This is a genomic window from Pseudomonas sp. 5Ae-yellow (assembly GCF_014077575.1).
GTDB classification, from domain to species: domain Bacteria; phylum Pseudomonadota; class Gammaproteobacteria; order Pseudomonadales; family Pseudomonadaceae; genus Halopseudomonas; species Halopseudomonas neustonica.
Genome location: NZ_JACGWE010000018.1, coordinates 48,518 through 75,408, shown reverse-complemented (window position 1 = coordinate 75,408; position 26,891 = coordinate 48,518). Strand labels below are relative to the sequence as shown.

The window sequence follows — 26,891 nt, the reverse complement described above, 5'->3', positions numbered from 1 at the left end:
CCAGTGTTCTGGAAGGCATGAACAACAAGATCAAGGTCATCAAACGAATGGCTTACGGTTACCGGGATAACAACTACTTCTTCTTGAAAATCAAAGCAGCGTTTCCCGGTAAAATGCGATGAACCATAAAAAAGCCCGGTCAACAACAGGCTAATGAAGACCTTGCCTCTATTCAGAAAGTCGAACGCGATCAGACGATCCGCCGGGTATTCGCGCAGGATATCGAACAGAAATACAAACAGCAGTACGGCATGGCCGATAAGCAATGCCAGCAACAACCCTTCCATGCCAACCATGCGCAGGAAATAGGCACTCGCGATCATGCAGGCGTAGCCACCCAGCATCACCAGCAGAATACGATTGTAAGCCTTCATGCCGGAAAGAAAGATGATCACCAGCCAGAGGTTGCACAGGGTTACAAAGTTGGCCAACACCAGCAGCCGATAAATAAATGACTGATCAAAGAGCAACAAGAGCACGAGAATACCCAGGGCACCTGACGCCAGCGTCACCAACATCAGGATGCCGAGCAGATTGGGCGTAATCACGTCCATCCGCTGTTCAAACAGACGGTCCGACACAAAACGGGTAAAGAACAGCTGTAAACCACCGGTGAAAATCAGCGATGTGGCCATCAGATAGGTCACGGTTACCAGAAACTGCCTGACCAATAAATCCGGCACAATAAAACCGATACTCATCACACCGATCAACATGACGCTGATGATCGACAGCACCCAGGGGCCCGAACTGATCAAACCGGCATAGACATATGCTCGCAAGGTCGAAGAGTAGGTGTCACGCGCCAGAATTCGACGCAGCTCAAAGCCAATACCGGCCATCAGTTATCTCCCGTTGCTGCGCGATAGATGTCGCGATAGCGGCTAAACATGAGTTCGTCACTGTACAGACGGGTGACCCGCTGCAAACCGACTTGCTGCGCATCGGCCCAGCGAACAGGGTCCTGCAGCAGGCGCTGGATGGCAAAGGCAGTAGCCTGAGGATCAGCGATGGGAATAACCTCGCCAGCCGAACCAAGCCGCTGATCCTCCTCGCCAGCGCCTTCAATCAGCTCTCGGCAAGAGCCGACGTCAGTGCTCACCACCGGCGTACCGGCACACCAGGCCTCCAGAATAACCAGGGGTTGTGCCTCGCTGATGGACGTCAGCACCATCACACCAAGGCGGGGCATAATGTCGCGAATATTTTGGAAGCCAAGAAAACGCACATGGTCGCCCAAACCCAGACTGCTCACCAGGCTGTGGCATTCCTGCGCATAAACCTCGTCCTCTTCCTCCGGCCCAACAATCCAGGCCTCAAATGACGGAATAACGTTAGCCACGCTGCGCGCCGCGCGAAGAAAGGTCTTTACGTCTTTGATCGGCACTACTCGTCCAATAAGACCTGCCACCATAGGAATGCCGGACTCACGTTCGGCACGAATGGGGTCCCAGGGTGCGAGCGCTATGCCGTTTGGGATAACCCGAGTGCGGCTAGCACTGGCGCCGTCCTTGATCTGCCGCGTCCGGTTGCCCTCATACAGAGAAATAATCGGATCAGCAGACTGATAAGCGAGCAGGCCGGTACGCTCAAAAAAACGAATCCATAACGCCCTGACGTAGCCGGTAGACGTATCGAGCCCGCCACTGAGGGCTTCATCCTTGGCATCCGCAACCCAGGCAGCCTGCGCGAGATCAATCTTTCTCTCTTTGGTGTAAATGCCGTGTTCGGTCAACACAAACGGGCACTGCCAATGGGTTTTCAAAATTGCACCCAACAAGCCAGCGTAGCCGGTGGAAATCGCATGCACAGCCTTGGCACGCGGCAAGCGGCGCGCAAGGTCGGCCAGCATCATTACCGGCGGCTGAATAGTGCGCAATGTCCAAAAATAATTGATGAAAGAGGGGTCGGTACAATGCTCCATGTACCCTTGGCTCAACACTTGCCAGCTCGCCTTGCTGCGCAATACCTGCTCACAGGTTAAGTCTCCGGCAGATAGGCTGCCGAGCAGACCATCAACCATGGATTGATCAGGGGTATCCGGATGATGAAAGTAACGATAGAGCTGCTCAAGCGCGGCATGATCAGCCTTGGGCGGCGAGCCCAGTTTTACCGTACCGGGCTGCCAGGACTCGGCAATAAAGACTTCTTCAATGTGCACCACGTTAGGCGGTATGTCATAGTGCCTGCGCGGATAGGACTCGCGCTGCCCGCCAATGAACACAACCGAAAACCGTACATCGGGCAGCCCCAGCAGGATCTGATTCACCCAGCTGGAAACACCACCACGCACATAGGGCCATGTGCCCTCCAGCAGCAGGCAGATATCTGCCGTTTCAGCGTTCTCGCTCATAACCAATACCTCGCCGCAGTCGCCAGCGGCGGCTTGTTACGCAACGTCTCAGGAATAGCGTTAAGGTAGAGCGCAACATCGCTATAGCGTTGTTCCATAAAAGCAATTTCAGCCAGAAAAGGTGCCACTCGGCTAGTATTCATGCCCAGTTCAACGGCATGTTGCAAGCGCTCCCGGGCCTCCTCGACCTGCCCCTGAGCCATCAATATTCTGCCGGCCAGCAAGTCGAGATCAGCATTATCGCCCCCCTCCATCGCCGCCTGCGTATGCAGCAAAGCTTGAGCCAGAATATGCTCCAGCACACCGCCCTGAGCCAAGCCGAGGTAGGCTAACTCCCAATACCAGCGTGCCAGCGCAGCGTGAGCTGCTTTGGGCGCACGTGGCTGCTCGGCGAGGCGCAACTGCAGGCGTTCGATATTCTGGTTGATCGCAGTTTCCTGCTGATCCAGCATGGAATAGGCGAGCAAACGCACATCATCTTCCGGGTCACGCAGCGCCAGCTTGAGTATGGGTGCGGCCTCATTACCCGGCATCCGTTTGGTCGCCAGCAAAGCCGCCATGCGCTGCTCTGGGTCACTAGCCAACTGCAGCACATCCTGCAAACCACCATCATGGAACAGCGGTGAGTTACGCTGCTCTACTGCGCGAAAAGGCAACGCCGGCATACGCGTCGCCTGCCAACCCTGCTCAGTCGCACGGCGGGGCAGATACAAGCCGGCGAAAATTCCACCCACAGTACCCACTACGCCGACCAACGGAATAAAAAAGATAAAGCTGAACAGCAGCAACGGAGACCACGGTAGTGGAAACTTGTAACGCCGGGGAAGCAGCAGCCAGAGCCCGGCAGCAAGCAATGCCGATCCAGCAGCGTGTGGCAGAATATACAGATACAGTGCTTCAACGAGCGTTGGGTCGCCAATCAGCGCTGACCAACTGCCTAGCTCAAACGCCAGCGCCCCGCTAAATAGCCACTTGCTGGTCATTCAGGCCACACTCCCGATACAAGAATTCGCTCAGCGCTGCACGGGTATTTTCCCGACCAAGCTCATGATAGTGGGACGTAATTCCGCGCTCTTGCAGGGATAACTCGCCGCCCATGCGTTCCGCAATAATCTGATCGAGCCGTATCAAATATCCCTGACTCCCCTGCGCATCGGTCAACGGCATCAAGACCAACAGCATATCGATACCCCGGCTATTGCTCAGCGACAACTGCAGGTCAAGACCGCGCTGACTGTCGACCAGAGCCTTCAATACCGGTGTACTGTCCGCGGGCAGCTCGAAACACATCAGGCTGCCAGGCAGGTCGTGCTTTTCGGCATCCAGCACCGAGCGCTGCAGATGTTGCGAGAAACGCCGAGCTTCGTTGTTTTCCAGCGCCAGCACCTGAGCGTCGGAATGCAGCAAATCGGCAATATGCCCACCCAGCAATGCCAGCAACATAAAGGTGCGTTCATTAAAGGAGAAAAAGGGCATGCTGCGCACTACGACAATTGCCAGTAGTTCACCGTCGACGGTTACCAATGGCACACAGGCTTGCAGGCCGGACACGGACTTTTCTCTGCCTTGCTCACGGAAGACATCACGCACACTCACCACATCGGCGCGTTCAAGGCAGAGCCGAATCAGCAAGTCATTTGCATCCAGCGCGCCCATATCGCCGACTTCAGCATAGGCCTTGCTGACCTGCAGCTGGCCATCAACCACGGGATAAAGTGCTGCCGCATTGAATGATCCATACTGACCCAGCACGCTGAGAATGGAATCAGCACTGGACTTCAGCACGTTGGTTTCTGGCCGAACCTGTAATACTCGTTTACGCAGTAGTAACAGCGAGCTGCGCAAGCTGGTTTCGCTGCCGGCGACCCGTTCTTCCAGTCGATCGTGGGATGACCTTAGCATCTGATAAGCACGGGTAAATTCATCCAGCCGGAACTGGCGATATTCGTTCGCCATCTGCAAACGCTGCAACCTGCGCTCCCAGAGGTCTCGGAACTCGCCCACTACCATACTGCTGACCAACATGCCGACGATGTAAGAAGCCGGCAGCTCGACATACCCAGGATAACCTTCTCGCATCAATACCAGGGTGGCTACCACCAGCATGCCGGCGCTAACCATAGCGTGGAGAAAACCGTAGCGCACAGCCAGCAGCAAAGGCGCAAGAATTGGCCAAGGGAAACGGTTCACGAACAGGGGGTCCGTGGGTTCAAACCAGAAACACAGCCCGAGTACCGCCGCCGTCAGAATAGGCGTTTCCAGCCAGGCAAAGTTATGCCTGGCGCGCGGTGTAAGGCTGTAATCCTTATGGGGGGTATGTCTAAACATTATTCAAACCGCAAGTCGCCGATGAGCGTGTTCAGTACTTTTTGCGCGGAGCCGGCCAGACTCTCGCGGGACCAGCCGGCGCGCGCGCCGCTGTTGCTCCAAAGTACCTGCCCGGTTTTGGGATCCAGAACCCGCAGGCTGATACCCACAGCAGGCTCGCCATCGAGACCGTTCTTGTATTGCCACTCTTCGACACTACCGCTGATCAGGTAGTCAAAAGACTGGGTACCAGCCCAGCTCAGCGCATCATCAAAACGCTTGCGATCGTCCAGCAGCATAAGATCCTGCTCAGCCGGGAGCGGGTAGACGCGCGGCTGAATACCTTCTTCAGACAAGACGCTAAGCAGAATCTGCTCCGCGCGCTCACCCGCCTGCGGTGTTTGCGAATAGTTGACCATCGGTAGCAGTCCCCACTGCGCATCAGCTCGAAACTCCGGGCTGCTGCTGCCTGAAAAAGTACTGCAGGCAGAGACAGTTACAACTGCGGCAATAAGAGTAAAACAACGTAATACGCGCATTTTGTTGCTCCTTGATATGTTATCAACGCCCGAAACGGACACTATATGAAAGGTTCACGTTACCGCCCGAATCACCATCTCCACCAATCGGCGCTGACTGGTAGCCACCGGTCAATGACAGCTCGTCGTCGCCCAACAATTCGACGCCCAAGCCAGCATTGATTGCATAGGTCATGCTCTGTTCTTCCCAATCCCAGCCGGTGGATGTATCCAGCAACCAGGTGTACTGCCCGCGTGTGCGGTTGAGTGCGCCGGGTAAGCCGCGACGCCACTGGCTACCGACATAAAACCGGCCCACGCGCTCGGGCAAAAGCTGATCGGCATTCAACTCGTCCTGGTTGACGGGTCCGCCATTACTTACCAGCAAGTCATCGAATGCGGTGCCCTTGAGCTGATTGCGTTGCAACTCCAGCCCCGAACGCAATACCCAGGTTGGCCCCTCAAAAAACTGGATCTGGCTGAATTCGAGGGAGGCCTGCTGACCGGCACCAATCGCCAGATTCGAGCGCGTTTCATAGCGCCGCTGCGCTAACGACCAGCTGATTTGATCACGTGCGGAAATACTGTGGCTGCCGTTCAACCAAACGCCGTCCTGCTGACCCAACGCGCGCATGAGGCCAGTCTCCGAGCTTTGACGTTGCCAGTCCAAGCCGGCTGCAAATTGATCACTGCCCAGATTCCAGCGGCGCTCGACACCCAAACCTGTCCGGTTATCGTCCTTGCGGGCACTACCATCGAACACCAAGGCAGCATCACCATTACGCAGCTGCCGTTCCAACCTCAAGCTGGCATTACGCTCCTGCCCCAGGGTTGAGTCTGCCAACAGTGGGGAATCATATTTCACGGCTCCCAGGTCCAGGCGCGAATACCAGTCATTACCCAGGTAGCTGGCTGCGCTGAATTGCGGACCATCAAGCTGCAGGCCGCCAAAATCCTCGCGCGCCAATTGCACGCGCAGACCTTGCGGATGCTGCTCGGTCAGCTCCAACGCCTGCCGCCAAAGCTGCTGGCGCACAGCCAGCGGCTGCTCATCACCCAGCTCAGACAAGGCAACCGACAGCGCGCGCCCCTTGTCGCCCAGCTGGCTCAGAGCCTCAACCTGCTGAGCCGAGTCCAGACCACCCTCTTCCAGCAAAGCCGTCAGCACATCGCGATCATAATCACGGAACGCACTCTGAATCAGGTTATAGCGATCGGTTGTCAGACCTCGACTACGTCCCCAGGCGAGCCAATCATCTTTCTGCGCCTCCTGATTAAGCGAATCGAGATGGCTCAATTGAGCATTGAACCAGGACTGCAATAGCGTCGAAGAGCCGTCCTGCCAGCGCCGCGCCTGCTGCACTGCAGCGTCTGGAGAATCGCTGACGGCAACCAGACGCAGCCATAGCAAACGACTCTCATCGCTCGCCAGGGCGTCAGGCTGCTTCATTAGTTGCTTCAACACGGCGGTGCGCAGCGCCAAGGCATCGGCGTGGCGCCCCGAAGACTCAAGGGCGTCGGCGTAAGCCGCACGCACCAATAGATCATTGGGCGTCGCCTGCAAGTAGCGGTGATACCACTGCAACGCCTGGCTTTGTCGCCCCAAAAGCTGGTTGGCTGCTGCCATTACCAGCCAGAGCGAGCGCACGTTCTGCGCGCCTGGCTCCCAATGACGCAAGCGCTCAGCCAGCTTGCCGGTATTGTTACTGTCGAAGTACAGCCACAACAGTCGCTCGCGTAACGTCGTACTGGTCGGGTTTGCCTTCAGCCCTTGCACATAATAGCGCTCAGCCAGTTGGCGCTCTCCCCGCCGCTCGGCCAGCAAACCCTGCGCCAAAATAACCGGTAGTCGAGCCGCCAGCCCTGGCTGCTGCTCTGCGTCCTTGACCAGCAGACTCAATTGCTGCCATTGCTGAAGTTGTTCAGCCAACTGAATGGCATCAATCAAACGGCGTGGGTCGCCGGTACGCTCCCAGCTGGCAATCAGCAGCTCCAGCGCCTTGGTTGGCTGTTTCTGGCCATACAGGGTGATCAGTTGACCTTCTTCACTGAAGTTAAGCTCAAGCCCTTTATTCAGCATGGCCTCATAACTGGCCTGTAACTCATCGTCTTTCTCTAGCTCCCACGCCAGCGCCGCGCGCAATCGCCAGAAGCCCGCCTCCGAGACCTCCAGCGTGCCTTCATTCAAGACCTGCCAGGCTTGCTCGGGCTGATAGCTGTTCCAGAGTACTTCGGCCCAGCTCACCCGATCAGCTGTGGTCAAGGTGTGGTGCTTGGAAAAGTCCTTCCAAACCTGGGCCTCTGCGTCCAGCTGGAGCGTGTTCTGCAGGTTCTGAATCAACTTGACCCAGGCCATACGATGAGCTGGAGCACGCTCAAGATAACGACGCAACCAGCGCTCGGACTGCTCAGGGGTGCCGCGCGCCTCCTGAGCGTAAACCAAGGCCTCCAGTTCCTCTTCCGTCAATTGGCTGGCGTGTCGCCGTGACGCCGGAGAGCAGATCAATGCCCCGGTTATAGTCAAACAGGGAAAACGCCAAACGCCAGGCACGCTCGCGCGCCTCCATGTCCGGTTGCATGCCCAGATAGGCTATCCAGTAATCCAGGGCTATCTGCGGTCGACCAGTCCACTGCGCCAGCAGCGCCATCTGCTTGAGTGCACGAGCAGAGGCCGGTGCTGTGTCCAGTAGGTGCTGCCCCGTCCGCCATGCACCCTGTGTATCACCGCCAGCCAACTGCAGATCAAAGCGCTGCTGCAAGGCTGCAATATTGTCAGGTTCATGTTGCAGCCAACTCGCCGACAACTGATCGGCCAGGTCATGCCGCAACGCCCCCTGAGCAACAATCACGCTACGTGACCACCAATCGGTTAACGGCGCAGCCATAGCACCCTGGGCTAATTGATCCAACAAGTAGATGCTGGCTTGCTCCGACTCGCCACCGGCAACCATAGTGTCGTAGGCCAGTTTGGTATAGTCACGACGTTGCTCCGGGCTGTCTGAGTGCGCAGCCAAACGCTGATAAATAATGCCTGCACTGTGTTGATCGCCAGCGGCAAGATACCAACGTGCCGACGCCAACAGCAGCTCTTCACGCTCCGCGGGGATCGCATCGGCAAGCGTGGCGTAGAGTTTTGCCGCAATCTGCGGCATGCCGACCGCCAGGGCCAACTCAGCCAGCTGGCGCTGCTGCGACACGCTCAGATCACTGGTATCAAACACGGCCAGACTGGCCTGCGCTGAAGACATCACCACAGGGTCATCGTTTACCGTCGCCCGAGTCAGGTTCAGTACCAGCTCATAGAAGTGTTTAAGCGGCATGTTTGCGCCGCTCCAGCCCTGCAAGTACTTTGCCGCACGATCCAGGTCACCGAGTTGAATCAGCATATCGACCAGCTCGGCACGGAGGGTAACGTCGCCAGGGTCAGCATTCAGCAAAAGCTCGGCATAGTTGACCGACACCTCGTCAACCTCACCCTTTTGCGGCAGAAAAGCATCCTTGTTCTGGTAGGTCATAAACAACATGGCAACCACTACAACGCCAGCAAGCAGCAACGCCCAAGGGCGAAACAGCGACGCCGACTCAGCGGCAGGAGAGTATCGCATTGCTCACCTCGTGCCGATTTACTGCAAACTCAACAAGCGCGCCACGACGTATGCCTTTTATCCGTTGTTGTCCGACGTTCAACTCACAGCTTCCGGCGTAGCGTACGGAGAAGCGCAGATCAAACTTACCGGCAAAGGACAGCTCGATCTCACGCTCAGAACGATAATGCCACTGCGTCAGCGGGATATTGGCCTGCTCCAGGGATGGCGCAGAATCACGCCCAGGCTGCAGCGCCAATACCGCGTTATCACTGGCTAAATGAACATAACGGCCCTGCGGCAGATCACGCACGCCTGCTACTGCACTTGACGCCAACATATCTGGCCAGCCCATTTCAGGCGGAAGCCGCACCGTGCGCATACCCTGCAGCGACCTTAGTTGCCATTTACCGTCCAGGCGTTTTGCCAACCCGCCCTCATAGAGACCACGCACTCGGCGCAAGTAGTCGCCCATCCACAACGAGATCGGCTGCTGCCGATCCATGTAGGTGTATATATCAGCCATGGCCCTGAGCGAGGCCTGCTTGGTGCCAGAGTAGAAGTGGTAGTAAAGGTTGATGCCGCGCAGGCGTCGCGGTGCATCGGTTATTTCGAAGGTATCCACCACTCGCTCAAAGCCGTAAAAAGGGCCGTTCCACAGGTTGGTATACAGATTTTCGTTTATCACCGGTGCATAGATCTGCAAGCCGCCGCGGGTCGGCCTGAGCAAGGGGTTAAGCCCGGTCAGCGAAGGGTTAGCTCGGGTAATATAGGTTTCAGCGCCGTTAACGTTTGCCATACCGGCAGCATAAGCGATGCCAATCGCATCGGGGCTGGGTAACGCCTCTCCGGACCAGAAGATCAATTTCACCTCTTTGCCAGGCGGCAACAGGTGCGTGTTGATGTAGTCGCGCGAGCCCACTATCTCGCGATTCAGATCCATCACAGGGTAGTTGGGTATGGCCATATTAATGCCGTATTCCGGGTTGAACCCGTCACGCAATCTAGCCTTCTCCGGCTCCCAAAAGAAAGGATGACTAAAGGTGTGCGTCGCAGGCTCAACCTTGGGATCGGCAAAGATCCGCCGCGCAATAGGTTCAAGAGTTTTGGTTAAATAGGGATACATCCCTTTGGCACCGATCTCACCCTCAATCACCGAAACAGAGGTCAAATAATCATGCGCCTGGATGAAATCCTTGAGCACCACCTCACCGGAATATGGCGTACCCGGCACCTCGGCCCTGGACGCAAAACCATCACCGTCAAGATGCACTGTGGCGATACGGCGTCCGTTTTCGGTAGTCGCATCCAGCGTTGGCATATCAACAAGCCGCAACGCGCGCGTAACAAAGGCGAACGGATCGATAACCCAGCGGCGGGCAGCTGCACTTTCCTGAAACAGATAAGGCGATAGAGCAAAGCCGCCCCAGGGCGCTATCGCCACAGGGACCAAAGTACGCTCGGCACTGTCCCTCAAGGTCAGGCCGGGCACCAGATCTGACCCTGTCACCTGCAACGGGGTCAGGTCGCGGCTATGCATTCGCAATGGCGCCTCGAAGTGACCAATAAGGCTCTCGTCCTGCTGAATCAGTTGGACCGACTGCGGATCGCCGACGCCCTTGTTTACGCCAAGCCGCGACAGGATGGCGGGATTATCAATCGGAATACCGCCCATGAAAGCGACAGGAATATGCTCATCCAGGCGAGCAGAGATGAATTCATTGAAACGATAAACATCAGCAGGCGTGCCACTGGTCATCCATATCACCACCCCCGCATAGAGGCCCGACATGGGAGACAAGGGTATGTCGGCATCTGCTGGAATATAGTCAACACGATAACCCAGGTACTCCAGCAGACCGCCCAGGTAGACATGCCCTGGATTCAGCGTCAGCTCGCCTTCACGAGGGTCATAGACCAGTGCAATACGCCGTGGCTGAACCTCAATACTACTGACACCCAGGCGATCCAGGTCAGGCGAGGTGATCACCGGAATATAACCCTCGCTGACAAGCTCCTTGGCGAGCGAGCGCGCCTGCTCAGGTTGATCGGCAGGCAGATATTCAATCGCAACCAGCGGAATACCGACGTCCTTTAAAGGCGCCAACTGGCCATCCAGCCACTCTCGGTCACTCGCCGAAACCGGCACATAGGTCTGACTGGCCGCGTTCCAGCCAGCACTCAGCGACTCAACCGCGACCGCATCGACCACGCCAGCGAACGCCGGCAAGACTTCGAACCCGCGATTGAAAAACAGCTTCATGCTTGGCAGTTGCTCGTGCAGAGCCTCCAGCAGTGCCAGCAGTCCATCTCGCTGGGCTGGCTGACGCTCATCAGCCAGCAGCGTAAAGCTATCCAGCGTATCCAGAAAAAGACCGTCATAGCCTTGTTCATGATAACTCTTGGCGCGCTCCAGCAGCATCGCCTGCCATTTCGGATTGCTCAGGTCGGCAACCTGGCTTTGCCACAAGGTATTAGCCGTCCCGGATAACACGCCCGCACTTTGCGCCTCTGCGAGCATACCGTCATCAACCTCTCCCACCGACAAGTAGGCAAAAGGCAAAGCGCCCTGCGCAGACAAAAAAGCCACATCTGCCACACTGGCGTGACCCGGCTCAAGAACAACCCAATCAAACTGGGACAGTTCCGGCAACGGCGGAGTGTCCGCGTACCAGAACGCGACCGATTCCGGCCTGGAATCAGGTGCAGTAGCCGCTTGAACGGAAAAACAGAAAAAGATGAACAGGCAGGAAAAAGCACGAACCACACGCCGAACGTCGGCAAGAAAGTAATACACCACCAAGATACTCCTCGCGCGATTCCGTTCGCCTGACAAGGCATCGGGAGCAGAACCGACAGCCGCATGTGTTTATGTCCAAGTCAACTACATTAGCGAATCATTCACTAATATCGATAAGCCACCATACCAGCATATTGACGAAAGCTCAAAGAGCGATCAATCGACGTCAATATGTTGGCATGAAGAGACATGGAGTGGCCCGCAAAGACAGCCAAAGATGCGTTCGAAGATGGCTTGCGGCCTGTGCACAGGCCGCAAGAAAAAAGAATGGTCAGCGCCAGCGCACTAATCCAGAGCTCAAGGCTTGAGCTTGTACCCTGTGCGGAATATCCACCAGACAAGCACCAGGCAGATACTGAGGAATACCAGCGTCATACCCAGACTGACGGCAATATGCACGTCCGCTGCGCCGTAAAAGCTCCAGCGAAACCCGCTGATCAGATAAACCACCGGATTAAACAGGGTCACTGTCTGCCAGAACGGTGGCAGCATGGTGATGGAGTAAAAACTGCCACCCAAAAAAGCCAGCGGTGTAACAATCATCAACGGGATGATCTGCAACTTCTCAAAGCCGTCAGCCCATACCCCAATAACAAAACCAAACAGACTAAAAGTCACGGCGGTAAGCACCAGAAACCCTAACATCCACAGCGGATGCTGGATTTCATAGTCAACAAACAGGCGCGCTGTCAGCAATACCAGCAAGCCCAGCAGCACTGATTTGGTTGCAGCCGCACCGACATAACCAACCACGATTTCCAACGGCGACACCGGTGCCGACAAAACCTCATAAATCGTCCCGGTGAACTTTGGCATATAAATGCCGAAGGACGCGTTCGAAATGCTCTCGTTCAACAGCATCAGCATGATGAGGCCGGGGATGATGAAGGCGCCATAACTGACACCGTCTACTTCGGTCATCCGTGTACCAATCGCCGCGCCAAAGACAATAAAGTACAGCGACGTAGAGATAACCGGAGAGGCTATACTTTGCAGCGTCGTGCGCAACATGCGCGCCATTTCCGACTGGTAAATAGCGCGAACACCATAAAAGTTCATTGCGCACCTCCTGCACGTTTTGCATCGCGGCGTTCATGCACCAGATTGACAAAGATATCTTCCAGCGAGCTCTGGCTTGAATGCAGGTCCTTGACTTCAATACCCGCCTGATCGAGTTTTTTCAGCAACTCGGCGATACCCGTCTGCTCGCATTGGGCGTCAAAGGTATAGACCAGCGCATAGCCATCTGCCGATAGTGCTAACGCGTCGCTGCGCAGGCTTTCGGGGAGTATTTCGAGGGGTGATTGCAGCTGAATCGACAGCTGTTTGGTACCCAACTGCTGCATCAGCTTGTCCTTACCCTCGATCAGAATCAACTCACCCTGACTGATAACACCAATACGATCGGCCATCTCCTCGGCCTCTTCAATATAGTGCGTAGTGAGAATGATGGTGACGCCACGCTGCTGCAGGCGGCGCACGGTATTCCACATGTCGCGGCGCAGCTCCACATCAACGCCCGCGGTCGGCTCATCCAGAAACAGCACATCAGGCTCATGCGACAGCGCCTTGGCAATCAGCACCCGGCGCTTCATGCCACCGGAAAGATCCATGATCCGATCGTTTCGCTTATCCCACAATGACAATTCCCGCAGTATCTCTTCCAGCAGGGCGTCATTACGCGGCTTGCCGAACAGGCCACGGCTGAGCTTGAGGGTCGACCATACGCTATCGAACATATTGTTGGTCAGTTCTTGCGGTACCAGCCCAATCTTGCTGCGCGCCTTGCGATAATCACGTACGTTGTCATGCCCATCGATCAAGACACTGCCGCTACTGGCATTGACCAAACCACAGACGATACTGATCAAGGTGGTTTTACCCGCACCGTTCGGGCCCAGCAAAGCAAAAATCTCACCGCGCCGGATACTCAGACTCACGCCCTTGAGCGCTTGAAAGCCAGATTCATAGGTTTTGGTCAACTCGTTGACCTGAATAATATTATCCACACGTCCCTCGCATATAAGTGAGGCTGCGACAGCCAGAGGTTCCAGGCTACGCGCTAGGTTTGAGCCACAGCATACGCCTAACCTTGAGGCGATTCAGCCCTGCACACTGCAGGGTTAAGGGGCTAACGGCACAGAGCGCCACGTACGTATAGGATGCCTTGTATGCAGCAATCTCAGAAGTTAGAGCGCAATCAAGGTGAATCGCGCAGCATCAGCCCAACCTTGGTCGAGCGGATAGGATTGAGCAACGTCGTGACGTATCACCGAGCTAGTAGATGACAGGATTCTATGCGCAGAATACGCTGTCCCACTTAGCAGGTCGTAAGGAATCCGCGTTCATGCAAACACATACTCAAGTGCGTTACATCGGTTTTTGGCTGCGCACTCTCGCCAGTCTAATCGATACTCTATGGATGATGCTGCTGATAACTCCTTTGCTGGTGTACTTCTATGGCTGGGCCTACTTTGACCCCTACCAGTCACCTCCGGTCGACGGCCTGGCGGACGTTATACTCACCTGGATACTGCCAGCCATAGCCGTCATCCTGTTCTGGAGGGCCAAACAGGCGACGCCAGGCAAAATGGCGGTGCATGCTCGGGTGGTCGACGCCCGCACATTCCAGCCGCCCGGCACCGGCCAACTGATCATCCGCTATCTGGGCTACTTTGTTGCTACCGTCCCGTTTTGCCTGGGTTTGCTATGGGTCGCTTTCGACAAGCGCAAGCAGGGCTGGCACGACAAATTGGCAGGAACCGTGGTCATTGCCGGTAGGCAGGATGACGCAACTATGCGCGCAGGCGTACCGGAGCAGGCATGAAAATCTATGGCGACCTGAAGTCTGGCAACTGTTACAAACTCAAGCTGTTATGCCATCTGTTGCAGCTTGAACATGAGTGGGTGCATGTTGATATTTTGCGCGAAGAAACCCGTACACCCGGATTTCTAATCCTCAATCCCAATGCCAAGGTTCCGTTACTTGAATTGAATGATGGGCGCACACTCAGCGAGTCCAACGCGATACTCAATTATCTAGCCAGCGGCTCCGCACTCCTCCCGCAAGACAATTTTACGTTGGCCAAAGTACTGCAATGGCAGTTTTTTGAACAATACAGTCACGAGCCCTACATCGCGGTAGCACGCTTTATCGCCTGCTATCTTGGCTTGCCAGAAGAGCGCCGAGCGGAGTATCACGCCAAGCAGCCCGGCGGCCATCGAGCCTTGCAAGTAATGGAACAGCAGTTACAACAAACCGAATACCTGGTCGGCGACCAGCTAAGCATCGCGGACCTCAGTCTGTATGCCTACACCCACGTCGCGCCGGAAGGCGGCTTTGAACTGACTAATTATCCGGCCATAAGAGCATGGCTCTCCAGGGTTGAGGCAACGCCAGGGTACTGCGCAATGCCCTGCGAATCCTGAGAAACCATGGCAGCGCAGCCGAGCACCAAAGACCTGTATCGCACGCACAAAAAAAGCCGCCAGAGCAGTTCCTGGCGGCCTTGCAAGCAAGTAGCCTGCTGCGGGTCAGATCAGGCCGCTTTGATGGCGTAGCCGTAGCGCGGAAAGTGAACGTGCACCAGACCGACACGATCATCCTCACGGGCGATAATGATTTCTTCAGCGCCCTCGAATACCAGGGTGCCAGCCACTTCATCTGCACCATAATCAACTGCGCTGACCGTGACAGCCTGACCAAGAGCAAAACTGCCGGGGCTGGTAATAGGGTTAGACGGCAGCTCAGCCGGCGTGGCTTCCTTGGCAATGCGTACAGCCTCTTCGGCACTAAGCTCGCTGGCAACGCCATGACCGATATCAGCCATGCGCTGCATCCAGCTGTTAACCGCCGGATACCCGGCCAGTGCGTCAGCTACCGCCGCATTACTGCCGACAAACCAGAGCGCATGATAGTGCGCAAAATCGGCAATACAGGGAGCGTCACCGAGCAGGAAGTCACCATCACGCTGCAATTGAGTCTCCAGGCGGCTCAACAGAGCGGGCCACTGCGATAGCGCCACTGCACTATCCAGACGGTTGGCAGTCCCCTTCTCAAACAACGCCTTGCGATCAGCCATAAAACCCTGCACGACTTGCTCAGGCAAACCGGCAAAACGCGCGGCCAACCCTTTGGGCTGGAAGTTGATGGCAACGGCATGTTGAAACAAGACCTGATCGGCGAACTGCGCTAAGCCGGCGGCGGCGGCTTCGCGGCCCTCAGGGATGAGTGCGGGCGCAACCTTCTCTTGCTCCAGACGACGAGCGATCATCGCCGTATCACAGTAGATATCAGCGCCCACCTGCATGACCGGGGTGCGCCGATAGCCACCCGTCAAGGCGGTGAGGTCGGGCTTGGGCATGACCGCTGGAATCATCACTGAGCGCCAGGTTAGCCCCTTGAAACCCAGCATAAGACGCGCCTTTTCGGCGAACGGGGATTGCGGATAGTGGTGCAGAATCAATTCATTCATGCTGAGTCTCCGATTGGTTTGCGCTCAGCTTAGCCTCTGCGGATGCCAGTGCACAGGGCCTCACAAGCGATGATGAAGCGCTATCGAACTGACTGATGAGTCGCTCTTTGGCCTTCTTCGTCAACGCCTTGGTCGACAGCTCCTGGCGCAGCGCATCACCGTGCCCTTCGCAGCGCCGCCACCAGACCAATGCGCTAGCCGGGCTACGATTGAAAAAGCGTGCACCTTTGCCGCGCTGGTGATCCCGAAAACGGCGCTCGGGATCTGTACTGATCCCCGTATACAGATGGCCATTTTCCGCTCGCACCATGTATACCCACCATTGCCGTGAGGCAAGCGCATCGGGTGCTTTCCCCTGCTTCTCAGTGGTGGCAGTATTATTGGCAGACATGATCAAACAGCATCTTCAGGAATGAACCACTATGTTTGTACAAATTTTCAGCACCGGTGGCACGCTGGACAAAGTTTACTTTGATGCGCTCAGCGACTACCAGATAGGCGAACCTGTCGTCGGCGCGCTATTGCAACAAGCACAGGTTGGTTTTGACTATAACATCGAATCCTTGACCAGAAAGGACAGCCTGGAACTGGATGACCTTGATCGGCAACTCATTCACGACAAGGTAAGTACCTGCCCACATGAGCATATCCTGATTACTCACGGCACAGACACCATGACGGTCACTGGCGCAGGACTGGCCGATATCGATGGCAAGGTAATAGTGCTGACCGGCGCCATGCAACCAGCCCGCTTTCGCGATTCTGACGCCCTGTTCAATCTGGGTTTAGCCGTCGGTGCACTCAACTGCATGCCGCACGGCGTATATGTCGCCATGAGTGGCCGAGTATTCCCGGTTGATCAGGTCCGCAAAAACCGGCTCGCCGCACGATTTGAGGGATGCTAGGCGCGCCTTCGGCGCGCAGCGGCAAGCTTCAAGCCATAAGCGACAAGACACCCGCTTGGGTGGGTGGCTTTTAATGCGCGTAACACGGTTAACATAGTTACACCGCACGCCTGAACACCACAAAATCTGGCTTGTAGCCTGTAGCTCCTGCGCCGCCTTAGCCGGTTCCGCCGACCGTAATCTGATCGATCTTCAGCGTCGGCTGCCCTACGCCTACAGGTACCGACTGCCCGTCCTTGCCGCAGACACCAACGCCGGTATCCAGCTCAAGGTCATGCCCTACCATGGACACCCGGTTCATCACCTCCGGTCCGTTGCCAATCAGCGTGGCGCCTTTGACCGGAGCGGTAATTTTACCGTCCTCAATCAGGTACGCCTCGCTAGTGGAAAACACGAACTTGCCGCTGGTGATGTCGACCTGGCCACCGCCCAAATTGGCGCAATAGATGCCTTTTTTTACCGAGGCGATAATGTCTTGCGGATCGCTTTCACCCGCCAACATATAGGTATTGGTCATACGCGGCATGGGCAGGTGCGCATAGGATTCGCGGCGGCCGTTACCGGTCGCGGGTACGCCCATCAAGCGCGCATTCAACTTATCCTGCATATAGCCCTTGAGAATGCCGTTTTCGATCAAGGTGGTGCAGTTGGTAGGCTGCCCCTCATCATCCATCGACAGTGATCCGCGGCGACCGGGCAAGGTGCCATCGTCAACTATGGTGCACAAACTGGAAGCGACTTTCTCGCCCACGCGACCGCTATAGGCAGAGCTGCCCTTGCGATTGAAGTCGCCTTCCAAACCGTGGCCGACCGCTTCATGCAGGAGCACACCGGACCAACCTGGGCCCATTACCACCGGCATACTACCCGCCGGTGCAGCAATCGCCTGCAGATTGACGTTAGCCTGTCGCACCGCTTCTCGGGCGTATGCCAGAGCGCGCTCTTCTGTTTCAAAATAGCGGTAATCGGTGCGTCCACCACCACCTGAGCTACCGCGCTCGCGACGACCGTTGTGTTCAATGATAACGCTAACATTGAGGCGCACCAGCGGGCGAATATCACCAGCCCAGGTACCGTCACTGGCGGCGACCATGATGGTGTCGTGCACGCCACTCATGCTGACGCTGACCTGGGTGATGCGCGAATCAAGGCTACGGGTGTAGGCATCAATACGTTGCAGGAATGCGACTTTGTCCGCCTGCGCCATGACTTCCAACGGGTTATCTGCCACGTAAAGCGAGGTAAAGGCGGGACGCTTCCAGGCCTGGACGGTGCCAGTCTGACCGGCACGGGCAATCGAGCGCGCCGCACCAGCTGCCTGACTGAGAGCAGCCAAGCGAATATCGTTACTGTAGGCAAAGCCGGTTTTTTCCCCGGACAACGCACGCACACCAACCCCCTGATCGACGTGGAAGCTGCCATCCTTGACGATACCGTCTTCCAAAACCCAGGATTCGCTGATCTGATGCTGGAAGTAAAGGTCAGCGGCGTCTACGCCAGGCGCCGCGACCAACGTGCCCAACACGCTGGCGACGGCATCGGGCGTCAGGTCGGCGGGACGCAGCAGGGCATTTTCGGCTTGGCTGATAAGATCACTCATTCTTGCTCGACTCCTTGGCAACCGGCTGCGGTGCTGCAGGCGGCGCAAAACGGCGGTGTGCGATTATCGGCATGCGTTGGCGAACCTCGCTCAGGTAGGCGAGATCAAGCTCGCCGGTAACGATGCCGGGCCCTTCGGGCAAGACGGATACCAACTCGCCCCAGGGATCAATAAGACAGCTGTGACCGAAGGTCTGGCGTCCTCCGTAATGGGTGCCGCCTTGATTTGCGGCCAGTACATAGCATTGGGTTTCCACGGCGCGGGCGCGTAACAAGATCTCCCAGTGCGCGGCCCCGGTGACGGCAGTAAAGGCGGCGGGCACCACAATCAACTCAGCGCCGGCCAGACGCAACCCCTGATACAATTCAGGAAAGCGCACATCATAACAAATGCTCAACCCAAGCCGCCCGACTGGTGAATCCAGACAAACCAGCTCACTACCAGAAGCGTAATCATCCGACTCGCGGTAGGTCTTGTGGCTGTCGCTGACATCCACATCAAACAAGTGCAGCTTATCGTAGCGGGCAACCTCTATGCCTTGCTCATCGAGTACCAGTTGGGTCGCCATGGGTTTGCCGCCTGCTGAGCGTGGCAAAGGTAGGCTGCCGCCGACCAACCAGATACCGTGTTCGCGCGCTTGCTCGGCAAGAAAATGACGAATCGGCCGCTGCGGACCAAACTCGGCGGCGGCGATCGCTACCAGCGAGCGATTACCCATGGCAGCAAAACACTCTGGCAACAGAACCAACTCGGCCCCCTGCTCTGCGGCGCGAGCAATCAAACCTGCGGCCTGTTGCAGGTTTTCCTGCACATCAGGCTGACTGGTCATCTGAATAGCGGCGACACGAGACATAGGGCTAACCTTTTACGAGTGGGTTAAATAACGGCGGCAATGAGAATGAGACCTCAATCCTCTTCCAGCGCAGCCTTATCATCAAAGGCACGATCAAATTCGACCTCCGGCTGTTTCCAGTCACCGCTGACCTTGTACTTGACCGAGGCAAAGCGAGCCACCTTGTCACCCAGAATCTTGTCGGCCAGGAAGAGTACGCCACCTACTTGAGGCGCGCCTACCAGCAGCGCTGCGAGCGGCAGGTTGTTGGTTACCGGTAGCGTGACCAGCACCCCCATATCCACCTTATCGCTGCGCAGATCAAGGCTACCCTCAAACTGCATTTTAACCCCAGGACCTTCCAGTACTACTGGCTTATCACTGTGCAACACGCCGTTATCAGCATAGATCGCACCGTCCAGGGTATCGTAGGCAGTGCCTTTGCTGAACAGGTCAGAAAAGTCCAGGCGCAGGCGGCGTGTCAGCGAATTGAAATTGAGCAAGCCAAAGACGCGCAGAGCCTGCGTACCATTGTCGCCACTCTGCAACATGCCGTCACGCGCAGCAAGCTCCAGACTACCCGAGGAACGGCGCATACTGAAAAGGGCTGGCGAACCGGGCCAGTTCAGCTGCGCTCGAGTAGAGAACGTCTTGCTGGTAATAGTCGGTGCATACTGCCAGGCAGTCAGCACCTCACCAATATTGTCAGCGGATATGCTACCGTCGAATACGCTGTGCGCAGGCGATTCACGCCAATCCATGCTCCCCTCTACCTTGAGCCCGCGTAAATCAGCAAACACCTCTGGCAACTGAGCACCGGTTGCATCCGGGCGTAACTTGAAGGCGACGCGACCAACCGACTCAGCCCCCCAGGACAACTGGGCAATCTGCACGTCCAGCGCTGGCAGTGTTGATGGCTTTATACGCTCCAGCGGATCAGCAGGCTCGGCATCAGCACTAACCTCGCTAGCGCTTATGGCTGGCAGAAGCTGCGCAGCCTCCTTATCTGTCGCCCCCAACTTGAGGCGCTGCAAGTCGACGTTGATAGGCTCAGCGTCGTTATCCGGAAGATAAATATCGCCCTCAACATCAGCCTGCGTTAACGCCAGATCCCAGCCACTTGCCCTTCTCTGTATTCCAGCCTGCAGGTCACGCAGCGATAAGCCCATGCCGGTAAATTGATCAGCCGTTATATCAGCACGACGCAGCACCTTCGCCGCTGAACCAGCGCGGCCGCCTCCCTGGCTGGACGCAGCCGGTAACTGACGCAGCCACGTTTGCCACTCATCCCAGTCCAACCGCGGCAGCCTGGCGACCACGACTACACCGGGAGTGGCTGACTGTGTCGCTTCTCCGGCGCGAAAGCGAAGGTCACCGGAAATCTGATCGCCCTGTTTTAGCAACTGCGCGTCCAGGCCATTATCTGCGGAGATATGCCAGCGCTGGACGCCACTATTGGCCATGCGCAAATCCAGCTTGGCCGGTAATTCGCTCTGCGTCTCCTTGGTAAAGGGCGCCGGTAGCGTCAGAGCCAGGCCTTTCAGATTACTACTGACCTGAATACGCTGTTGCTGCGCAGCCACCCTGACCTGCGCCTGCCAACTGAACCGGCCACTGGCCAATCCCGCTGGCACCGCGCTAGCCAACGACCAGCTGCGCAGTTGCTCCACGCTGTGGCTGCCTGACAGGCTTACCTGCTGGGCGCCGTCTGCCTGGCTCAGGCTCGCTTTAACGGCTGCACCAAGAAAGGTGCCGGTTAAATCGTCAGAGCGCAGCCCCTGCTCACGCGAATACACGAAATTGCCCCGCAGCTTGCGCAACGGCTCCTGCAGTTGCGGGATAAGCAGGCTACTGGCACTCAAACGCCAGCTCACGTCAGCCCGGGTTTGAGACTGGGCACCAGACTGTAAGGGAATACTCAGCGCCAAATCGCCGGAAACCTGACCGCTGCCCACCGTCCAGTCGGCCAGCGGATCATTGCTCAGGTCGCGCAGCGGGGTTTCCTGCATGAGTTTAAGCGCATCGCCAACCGGACCGTCGAAGCCAGACTCCACCTGCAACATGAGCGGACCGGTGCGTCCCAGCACCTGCGCACCTACGCGAATATCACTGGCCTTGGTGCTCCACAGCTGCGCCTGCTCACCACGAATATCGAGCATCCCGTCCTGCAACCGCAGATCTGCGTTCACCTCGGTCAACAGCGGCCAACCGTTCTGAAACAATAGCTCGCCGTCACGCAGCTCGGCGTACAGGCCGAGCTGACGCTCGTCGTTGGTGGCGCTTTTCAATAGTGAGCCGCTGTAGCTAAAAATCGCCAGCGGGACTTTGCCCTTGATACCGCTGGCGGCCAGCCAGGTCGCCAACGCCGGATTAAAGGCAGGGGCGCGCAACGGCAGGTAGCGCCGATGCACCGGGGCTTGTGAGTCACGCAATGCAACGCGCAAATCCATGGTCGGGGTTTGCCCGCTCGGCGGCAGATGCAAATCCAGCAGCGCCGCTCCATTGCCGTCCGGGCCTGCTACCGACATGCCAGGCGTATTCAGCCTTAACCCATCGTCTCTGGACCAGGACCAATTCAATGCGCCCAACGCACTGTCGTACTGCCAGACCTCTGGAAACAGATGGGGCAGCTGCATGCTCCACTGCGTGTTATTCACCCGTAACTCACCGGACGCCGGCGAGCCCACCAGACTGCCGCTGACACCCTGCAGCATAGGTGCATTGTGATAGGCCTGAATACCAACCTGATCAAGGACAGCGCTGACCTGCAGCGCATTAAGGTCGGTCGGCGAACCGTGTCCAGCGAGATGAAGATTACGCAGGGTACCCTGGGGCGCCAAAGTCGTAACCAACTCAGCCATGGGCGGGTGATCGACAAAGCGCGGGACCCAGTCACGCAGACGATCAAGTGATAGCCGGTCTACTGCCAGAGACCAGTCGCCATTCGCACCCTGGCGCTCTGCTTGAACGCGCATCATTGGCCATACCTGCTCGTCTATCCGCAGGCTGAAATCCTCGACCAGGATATGCTCGCCACTTTCGCTATGGCGGTACTCAAAACGACTAAAGACATCCTCTAACGGAGGTGAGTCTTTAAAGTCAAAACTGACATCAGGGGCCACCAGAGTTGCCTGCAAGCGCTGCAAGCGCTGATTCTGCCAGCTCCCCCAGAAGCGCCCGCCGGCTACCAGTTGCTGCAGATGGCTGCGCTGCAGCCAATCGCGCGGCAGCCAGCGACTCCAGTCACTCGCCGGTAATTCAAGAAAGAAACCCAACGACAGGTCAGCCAGATTATCACTATCGAGCAAACCGCTGACTTGCCAGCGCACCAGCTCACCGTCGGGTAAGCGCAAACGGCCATCGAGTCGCTGCCAGCCAGCGCCGTTAATCAAGGTCAGCTCGCCATGCTCAAACTGCCAACGGGGCTCGTCATAAGGGCTGACGCTGATCTGGGTATCCAACAAGGTAATGCGGCGCTGCTCGCGCAGTGTCTTGATTGCCTGATCCAGACCACCCAGAGACTGGGTTTGTCGGCCCAGTCCACGCAAGTGCCACTGCCCTTGTGCATCTTCGCTGACCGAGAGTGACAACCCCTCAATCTGCAGCGCATCCATCATCAAACGGCGGTGCCAGAGGCTCTTCCAAACGTCCAGGCGCGCGGTTACGTTATCCAGCGCAAACAGAACAGGGCTGCCAGGGTCCGCGTCGGCATGGACCTCCAGCCCACGCAGGCGAAAAACCGGCTGAGCGCCCTGCATCTGCGCACTCAGGCCACCAAGTCGAATATAGCGGCCTGTAAGCGACTCCGCCTCAGCGACCAGCTGGGACTGATAATTGGCAATCGCCGGGACAAATTGACGCCCCAGACTGACATAGGCGGCCGCCAGTAAAAGCCAGGCGACCAGCAGCAATATCAGACCGTTAAGCCCTTGCTTGATCCAGCGTTGCCATTGCACCCCGATTACCAGCCCATCACATCAGGACCACATCGTATTGTTCCTGGGTATACATGGTTTCCACCTGGAACTTGATCGGGCGCTCAATAAAGAGCTCCAGGTCCGCGACATTACCGGACTCCTCATCCAACAGCCGATCAATAACCGACTGCGAGCCGAGCACCATGTAAGCACCCGCTTGGTACGCGCGCGCCTCACGCAGTATCTCGCGGAATATTTCGTAGCAGATTGTCTCTGGGGTCTTCTGTATCCCGCGACCCTGGCAGCAGGGGCAAGGTTCGCACAGTATCTGTTCAAGGCTTTCGCGTGTGCGCTTGCGGGTCATCTGCACCAGACCCAGCTCGGTAATGCCGATAATGTTGGTTTTCGCGTGATCACGCTCCAGCTGCTTTTCCAGCGTGCGTTGCACCTGACGCTGATGCTCCTCATCCTCCATATCGATAAAGTCGATAATGATGATGCCGCCGAGGTTGCGCAGACGCAGCTGGCGAGCAATAGAGGTAGCTGCTTCCAGGTTGGTCTTGAAGATGGTTTCTTCCAGATTGCGATGCCCAACAAAAGCGCCTGTATTCACATCGATGGTGGTCATGGCTTCGGTCTGGTCGATCACCAGGTGACCACCGGACTTGAGCATGACCTTGCGCTCCATGGCCTTCTGAATTTCGTCTTCGACACTGTAAAGATCGAAAATAGGCCGTTCACCAGGGTAGTGCTCCAGCAACTCTTCTACGCCGGGCATCAGCTCTTGCACAAATTGCTCGACCTTCTGGAAGGTTTCCCGCGAATCGATACGGACCTTTTCCAAACGAGGGTTGGCCAGATCACGCAGGGTGCGCAGTGCCAGCGGCAAGTCTTCGTAGATTACCGACGGCGCCGGGGCTGCTCCCATCTGCTGGGTAATTTGCAACCACAGGCGGCGAACATAGCGAATATCGACCAGAATCTCCTCCGCCCGCGCGCTCTCGGCAGCGGTGCGCAGAATATAGCCACCCTCCTCCTGAATGCCTTCTTGCTCAACACAGTCGGCAACCACTTGTTTGAGTCGCTCTCGCTCAACCTCATCCTCGATCTTTAGCGAAATCCCCACATGCGGGGTGCGCGGCATATAAACCAAGTAGCGCGAGGGAATCGAGAGGTGTGTGGTCAGGCGAGCACCTTTGGTACCGATCGGGTCTTTGGTTACCTGCACTACCAGCGCTTTGCCTTCATGTACCAGTGCACTGATAGGTTCGACCGCCGCACCTTCACGGTCAGAGATTTCCGAGGCATGGATGAAGGCAGCGCGCTCAAGGCCGATATCCACGAACGCCGCTTGCATACCTGGCAATACGCGGACTACCTTGCCTTTATAGATATTGCCGACGATGCCACGGCGCAGAGTGCGCTCAATATGCACTTCCTGCAGCACACCGTTCTCAACCAGTGCTACCCGGGTTTCCATCGGGGTGATATTGATCAGGATTTCTTCGCTCATGGGCTCTTCCGTTCAAGTCTTGGCCCCAGAATACCGGTGTTAAGCGCGCCATGACAGCGTGTCAGCAGGATTGCCAACAGGAAATGCCAAATCCATCGAGTAATGCAGCAGTTTCCATCAAAGGCAACCCGACTACAGCGCTGTAGCTGCCGCTGATATGCTCAACAAACACGGCGCCCAATCCCTGAATCCCATAGGCGCCTGCCTTGTCTGCCGGCTCCCCGCTCGCCCAATATTGCTCGCACTCGGCTACCGATAGCGCACGAAAGCGTACCTCAGTGACAACCAGACGCACATCCACCCGATCCTCGCAGGCCACTGCCACAGCAGTCATTACCTGATGCTCACGGTCCGAGAGCGCGCCCAGCATCTGCAATGCATGCGCGCGATCACGCGGCTTGCCAAGAATCTGCTGGTCCAGCACTACGGCGGTATCAGCCGCCAGCACCACCGATCCTGCAGGCGCCGCCGCCACACCAGCGCGCACCTTGTCGCGCGTCACTCGCTCAACATAGACCGCGGGCGTATCGCCTGGCTCGACTCGTTCATCAACCTGACACACCACACGCGTCGTAGGAATACCTATCTGCGCCAGCAACTCACGGCGACGCGGCGAAGCCGAAGCCAACAGCAAGCGCTGCTCAGTTAACACGGAATCGCCGCTTCACGCCCTGCAGCAGGGTAAAGATCCACGGCCAGAGTATGGCACTGATCAGTGCGGGGAGTAGAAACAGCAAGGTGGGCGGACGGTTACCGCTCAAGCTGTTGAGCCATAAAAGTACCATCTGGGCAATACCGAAGACCGGCAGCATGACCAGGCTCTGCTGCCACAATGGGAAGCGACGAATGCGCTGATGCAACAGCAATAGCTGGCAGACAACCAGGGTCATAACCAAGGCATGCTGGCCGAATAGCTGTCCGAACAATGCATCGGTAAGCAGGCCTGCCAGCCAGGCCGTAAGCATGCCAACGCGGTGCGGCAGCACCATAACCCAGAACGACAAAACCAGCGCCAGCCACATCGGACGCCCCATATTAAAGGGCTCCGGCATCGGCATGACACTAAGCAGCAGCGCCACCACAATGGTGGCCGCGATGACCAGACTATTGCGCATCGCTGCCGCCCTCCTCTCCTTGCGCTGCCGGGGTAGTGTTGCCCTGGGCACCCACCGCCTCAGCTGGCAGATCTGCCTCTGGTGTCAGATCAAGGGCTGGCAATACAGCGCCGTAACCGCTCTCAGGGCTGAATACCAGCAACAGATAGCGGCTACGATTGAGCTGTGCCGAGGGCGTTACGCGCACCTCGGCAAAGGACTGACTGGGATGGCGCACAACCGACTGTACCCGGCCCACCGGATAGCCCGCCGGGAAACGTTGCCCCAAACCAGAGCTGACTACGATGTCACCCTCGCGAATGTCGGCAGTATCCCCAACATAACGCAACTCAAGCCACTCATTGCGGCCGGTTCCACTGGCAATAGCGCGCAAACCGTTGCGATTGATCTGCACCGGCAGACTATGGGACGCATCGGTAATCATCAAAACCCGAGCAGAATGCGGGAGTACTTCCACCACTTGGCCCATCAGGCCGGTCGCATCCAGCACTGGCTGACCGAGAAAGACACCTTCGTTCTCGCCTTTATCGATCAATATGCGCTGGGTAAAAGGATTGGGGTCCACGCCAATAAGCTCAGCCACCAATACCCTCTCATCCACAAGGGAAGACGAGTTGAGCAGTTCGCGCAAACGCACGTTTTGCTCGGTCAGCGTGGCCAGCTTTTGCAGTTTGCGCTGGGTGAGCAAGGCTTCGGCGCGCAGGCGGTCGTTGTCAGAGATTAACTGCGCCCGGCTGGAAGCCAGCTCGGTGACACTATCCCAAGCACGTACCGGCAACTCGGCGACATAATACAAAGGAGAAACAAACAGCCCCAATTGCGAGCGCAGGGGTTTAAGTGCGTCAAAGCGGGCGTCGACGACCATCAGGGCGATGGATAAAGTGGTCAAAACGACCAGACGGACGCCCAGCGAAGGGCCTTTGATAAATAACGGTTTAATGGCAAGCTCCTCGCAGCCACAAGCTTGATGCG

At 57.0% G+C, this 26,891-nt stretch carries 22 protein-coding genes and 1 pseudogene; 4 read left to right on the top strand and 19 right to left on the bottom strand.

Annotated features, from left to right (window positions below; translation table 11 throughout):
* The coding region (locus H4J77_RS12410; RefSeq protein WP_182248609.1) for a transposase at window positions 1–122 on the top strand (122 nt) is incomplete at its 5' end.
* Between the two features lie 2 nt (window positions 123–124).
* On the opposite strand, the pseudogene pelG reads toward H4J77_RS12410, so the two are convergent.
* The 10 genes and pseudogenes from pelG to H4J77_RS12360 all read right to left on the bottom strand — a co-directional run.
* Window positions 125–842, bottom strand: a pseudogene (gene pelG / locus H4J77_RS12405) (exopolysaccharide Pel transporter PelG); the annotation flags it as partial.
* The gene (gene pelF, locus H4J77_RS12400; RefSeq protein ID WP_182248595.1) at window positions 842–2,353 is read right to left on the bottom strand and encodes a GT4 family glycosyltransferase PelF; all 1,512 of its coding nucleotides are present in this window, start codon (window positions 2,351–2,353) and stop codon (window positions 842–844) included. The pseudogene pelG and the gene pelF, both read right to left, overlap by 1 nt.
* Entirely contained in the window at window positions 2,350–3,336 is a 987-nt protein-coding gene (locus H4J77_RS12395) for a tetratricopeptide repeat protein (protein ID WP_182248593.1), read from the bottom strand. The genes pelF and H4J77_RS12395 overlap by 4 nt, the downstream gene beginning before the upstream one ends.
* Window positions 3,314–4,681 carry a PelD GGDEF domain-containing protein gene (locus H4J77_RS12390; protein ID WP_182248591.1) on the bottom strand — a complete coding sequence of 456 codons (1,368 nt, stop codon included), beginning with the start codon at window positions 4,679–4,681 and terminating at the stop codon, window positions 3,314–3,316. Before H4J77_RS12390 ends, H4J77_RS12395 begins: the two co-directional genes overlap by 23 nt.
* A complete protein-coding gene (locus tag H4J77_RS12385) occupies window positions 4,681–5,199 on the bottom strand; it encodes a penicillin-binding protein activator LpoB (RefSeq protein WP_123889120.1) in 519 nt (172 codons plus the stop codon). Before H4J77_RS12385 ends, H4J77_RS12390 begins: the two co-directional genes overlap by 1 nt.
* Before the next feature lie 22 nt (window positions 5,200–5,221).
* The gene (locus H4J77_RS12380; RefSeq protein ID WP_182248589.1) at window positions 5,222–7,621 is read right to left on the bottom strand and encodes a tetratricopeptide repeat protein; all 2,400 of its coding nucleotides are present in this window, start codon (window positions 7,619–7,621) and stop codon (window positions 5,222–5,224) included.
* Window positions 7,587–8,783, bottom strand: a complete 1,197-nt coding sequence (locus H4J77_RS12375) for a lipopolysaccharide assembly protein LapB (protein WP_182248587.1) — start codon at window positions 8,781–8,783, stop codon at window positions 7,587–7,589. Before H4J77_RS12375 ends, H4J77_RS12380 begins: the two co-directional genes overlap by 35 nt.
* A complete protein-coding gene (locus H4J77_RS12370) occupies window positions 8,761–11,565 on the bottom strand; it encodes an endo alpha-1,4 polygalactosaminidase (RefSeq protein ID WP_404940778.1) in 2,805 nt (934 codons plus the stop codon). The genes H4J77_RS12375 and H4J77_RS12370 overlap by 23 nt, the downstream gene beginning before the upstream one ends.
* Before the next feature lie 294 nt (window positions 11,566–11,859).
* Window positions 11,860–12,621: an ABC transporter permease gene (locus tag H4J77_RS12365; protein WP_123889117.1), complete on the bottom strand. Its 762-nt coding sequence runs from the start codon at window positions 12,619–12,621 to the stop codon at window positions 11,860–11,862.
* A complete protein-coding gene (locus H4J77_RS12360) occupies window positions 12,618–13,571 on the bottom strand; it encodes an ABC transporter ATP-binding protein (protein ID WP_123889116.1) in 954 nt (317 codons plus the stop codon). The genes H4J77_RS12365 and H4J77_RS12360 overlap by 4 nt, the downstream gene beginning before the upstream one ends.
* Window positions 13,572–13,909: 338 nt before the next feature.
* On the opposite strand from H4J77_RS12360, the gene H4J77_RS12355 reads away from it, so the two are divergent.
* Both H4J77_RS12355 and H4J77_RS12350 read left to right on the top strand, forming a co-directional pair.
* The gene (locus H4J77_RS12355; RefSeq protein WP_182248586.1) at window positions 13,910–14,389 is read left to right on the top strand and encodes an RDD family protein; all 480 of its coding nucleotides are present in this window, start codon (window positions 13,910–13,912) and stop codon (window positions 14,387–14,389) included.
* The gene (locus H4J77_RS12350; RefSeq protein ID WP_123889114.1) at window positions 14,386–14,991 is read left to right on the top strand and encodes a glutathione S-transferase family protein; all 606 of its coding nucleotides are present in this window, start codon (window positions 14,386–14,388) and stop codon (window positions 14,989–14,991) included. The genes H4J77_RS12355 and H4J77_RS12350 overlap by 4 nt, the downstream gene beginning before the upstream one ends.
* A 110-nt stretch (window positions 14,992–15,101) precedes the next feature.
* Here the strand turns inward: H4J77_RS12350 and H4J77_RS12345 are convergent, their stop codons facing one another.
* Both H4J77_RS12345 and H4J77_RS12340 read right to left on the bottom strand, forming a co-directional pair.
* On the bottom strand, window positions 15,102–16,037 hold the full coding sequence (locus H4J77_RS12345) for a glutathione S-transferase family protein (RefSeq protein WP_182248585.1): 936 nt from the start codon (window positions 16,035–16,037) through the stop codon (window positions 15,102–15,104).
* Complete coding sequence (locus tag H4J77_RS12340; protein ID WP_182248584.1) at window positions 16,030–16,428, bottom strand: GIY-YIG nuclease family protein; 399 nt, start codon at window positions 16,426–16,428, stop codon at window positions 16,030–16,032. The genes H4J77_RS12345 and H4J77_RS12340 overlap by 8 nt, the downstream gene beginning before the upstream one ends.
* 31 nt (window positions 16,429–16,459) lie before the next feature.
* Here H4J77_RS12340 and H4J77_RS12335 point away from each other — a divergent pair, with 31 nt between their 5' ends.
* Window positions 16,460–16,942 (top strand): asparaginase domain-containing protein, encoded by a 483-nt coding sequence (locus H4J77_RS12335; protein ID WP_182248583.1) that lies wholly within the window; start codon window positions 16,460–16,462, stop codon window positions 16,940–16,942.
* A 157-nt stretch (window positions 16,943–17,099) separates the two neighbouring features.
* Here the strand turns inward: H4J77_RS12335 and tldD are convergent, their stop codons facing one another.
* The 7 genes from tldD to mreC form a co-directional block, all read right to left on the bottom strand.
* Window positions 17,100–18,542, bottom strand: coding sequence for a metalloprotease TldD (tldD, locus tag H4J77_RS12330; protein WP_123889110.1), 1,443 nt, complete (start codon window positions 18,540–18,542; stop codon window positions 17,100–17,102).
* Window positions 18,535–19,395: a carbon-nitrogen hydrolase family protein gene (locus tag H4J77_RS12325; RefSeq protein ID WP_182248582.1), complete on the bottom strand. Its 861-nt coding sequence runs from the start codon at window positions 19,393–19,395 to the stop codon at window positions 18,535–18,537. Before H4J77_RS12325 ends, tldD begins: the two co-directional genes overlap by 8 nt.
* A gap of 53 nt (window positions 19,396–19,448) precedes the next feature.
* On the bottom strand, window positions 19,449–23,330 hold the full coding sequence (locus tag H4J77_RS12320) for a YhdP family protein (protein ID WP_182248581.1): 3,882 nt from the start codon (window positions 23,328–23,330) through the stop codon (window positions 19,449–19,451).
* A 16-nt stretch (window positions 23,331–23,346) separates the two neighbouring features.
* Window positions 23,347–24,804, bottom strand: coding sequence for a ribonuclease G (gene rng / locus H4J77_RS12315; protein WP_123889107.1), 1,458 nt, complete (start codon window positions 24,802–24,804; stop codon window positions 23,347–23,349).
* Between the two features lie 61 nt (window positions 24,805–24,865).
* A complete protein-coding gene (locus H4J77_RS12310) occupies window positions 24,866–25,456 on the bottom strand; it encodes a Maf family protein (protein WP_310734973.1) in 591 nt (196 codons plus the stop codon).
* Window positions 25,446–25,919, bottom strand: coding sequence for a rod shape-determining protein MreD (gene mreD, locus H4J77_RS12305; RefSeq protein WP_182248580.1), 474 nt, complete (start codon window positions 25,917–25,919; stop codon window positions 25,446–25,448). The genes H4J77_RS12310 and mreD overlap by 11 nt, the downstream gene beginning before the upstream one ends.
* On the bottom strand, window positions 25,909–26,844 hold the full coding sequence (mreC, locus tag H4J77_RS12300; protein ID WP_182248603.1) for a rod shape-determining protein MreC: 936 nt from the start codon (window positions 26,842–26,844) through the stop codon (window positions 25,909–25,911). The genes mreD and mreC overlap by 11 nt, the downstream gene beginning before the upstream one ends.
* Between the last annotated feature and the right edge of the window lie 47 nt (window positions 26,845–26,891).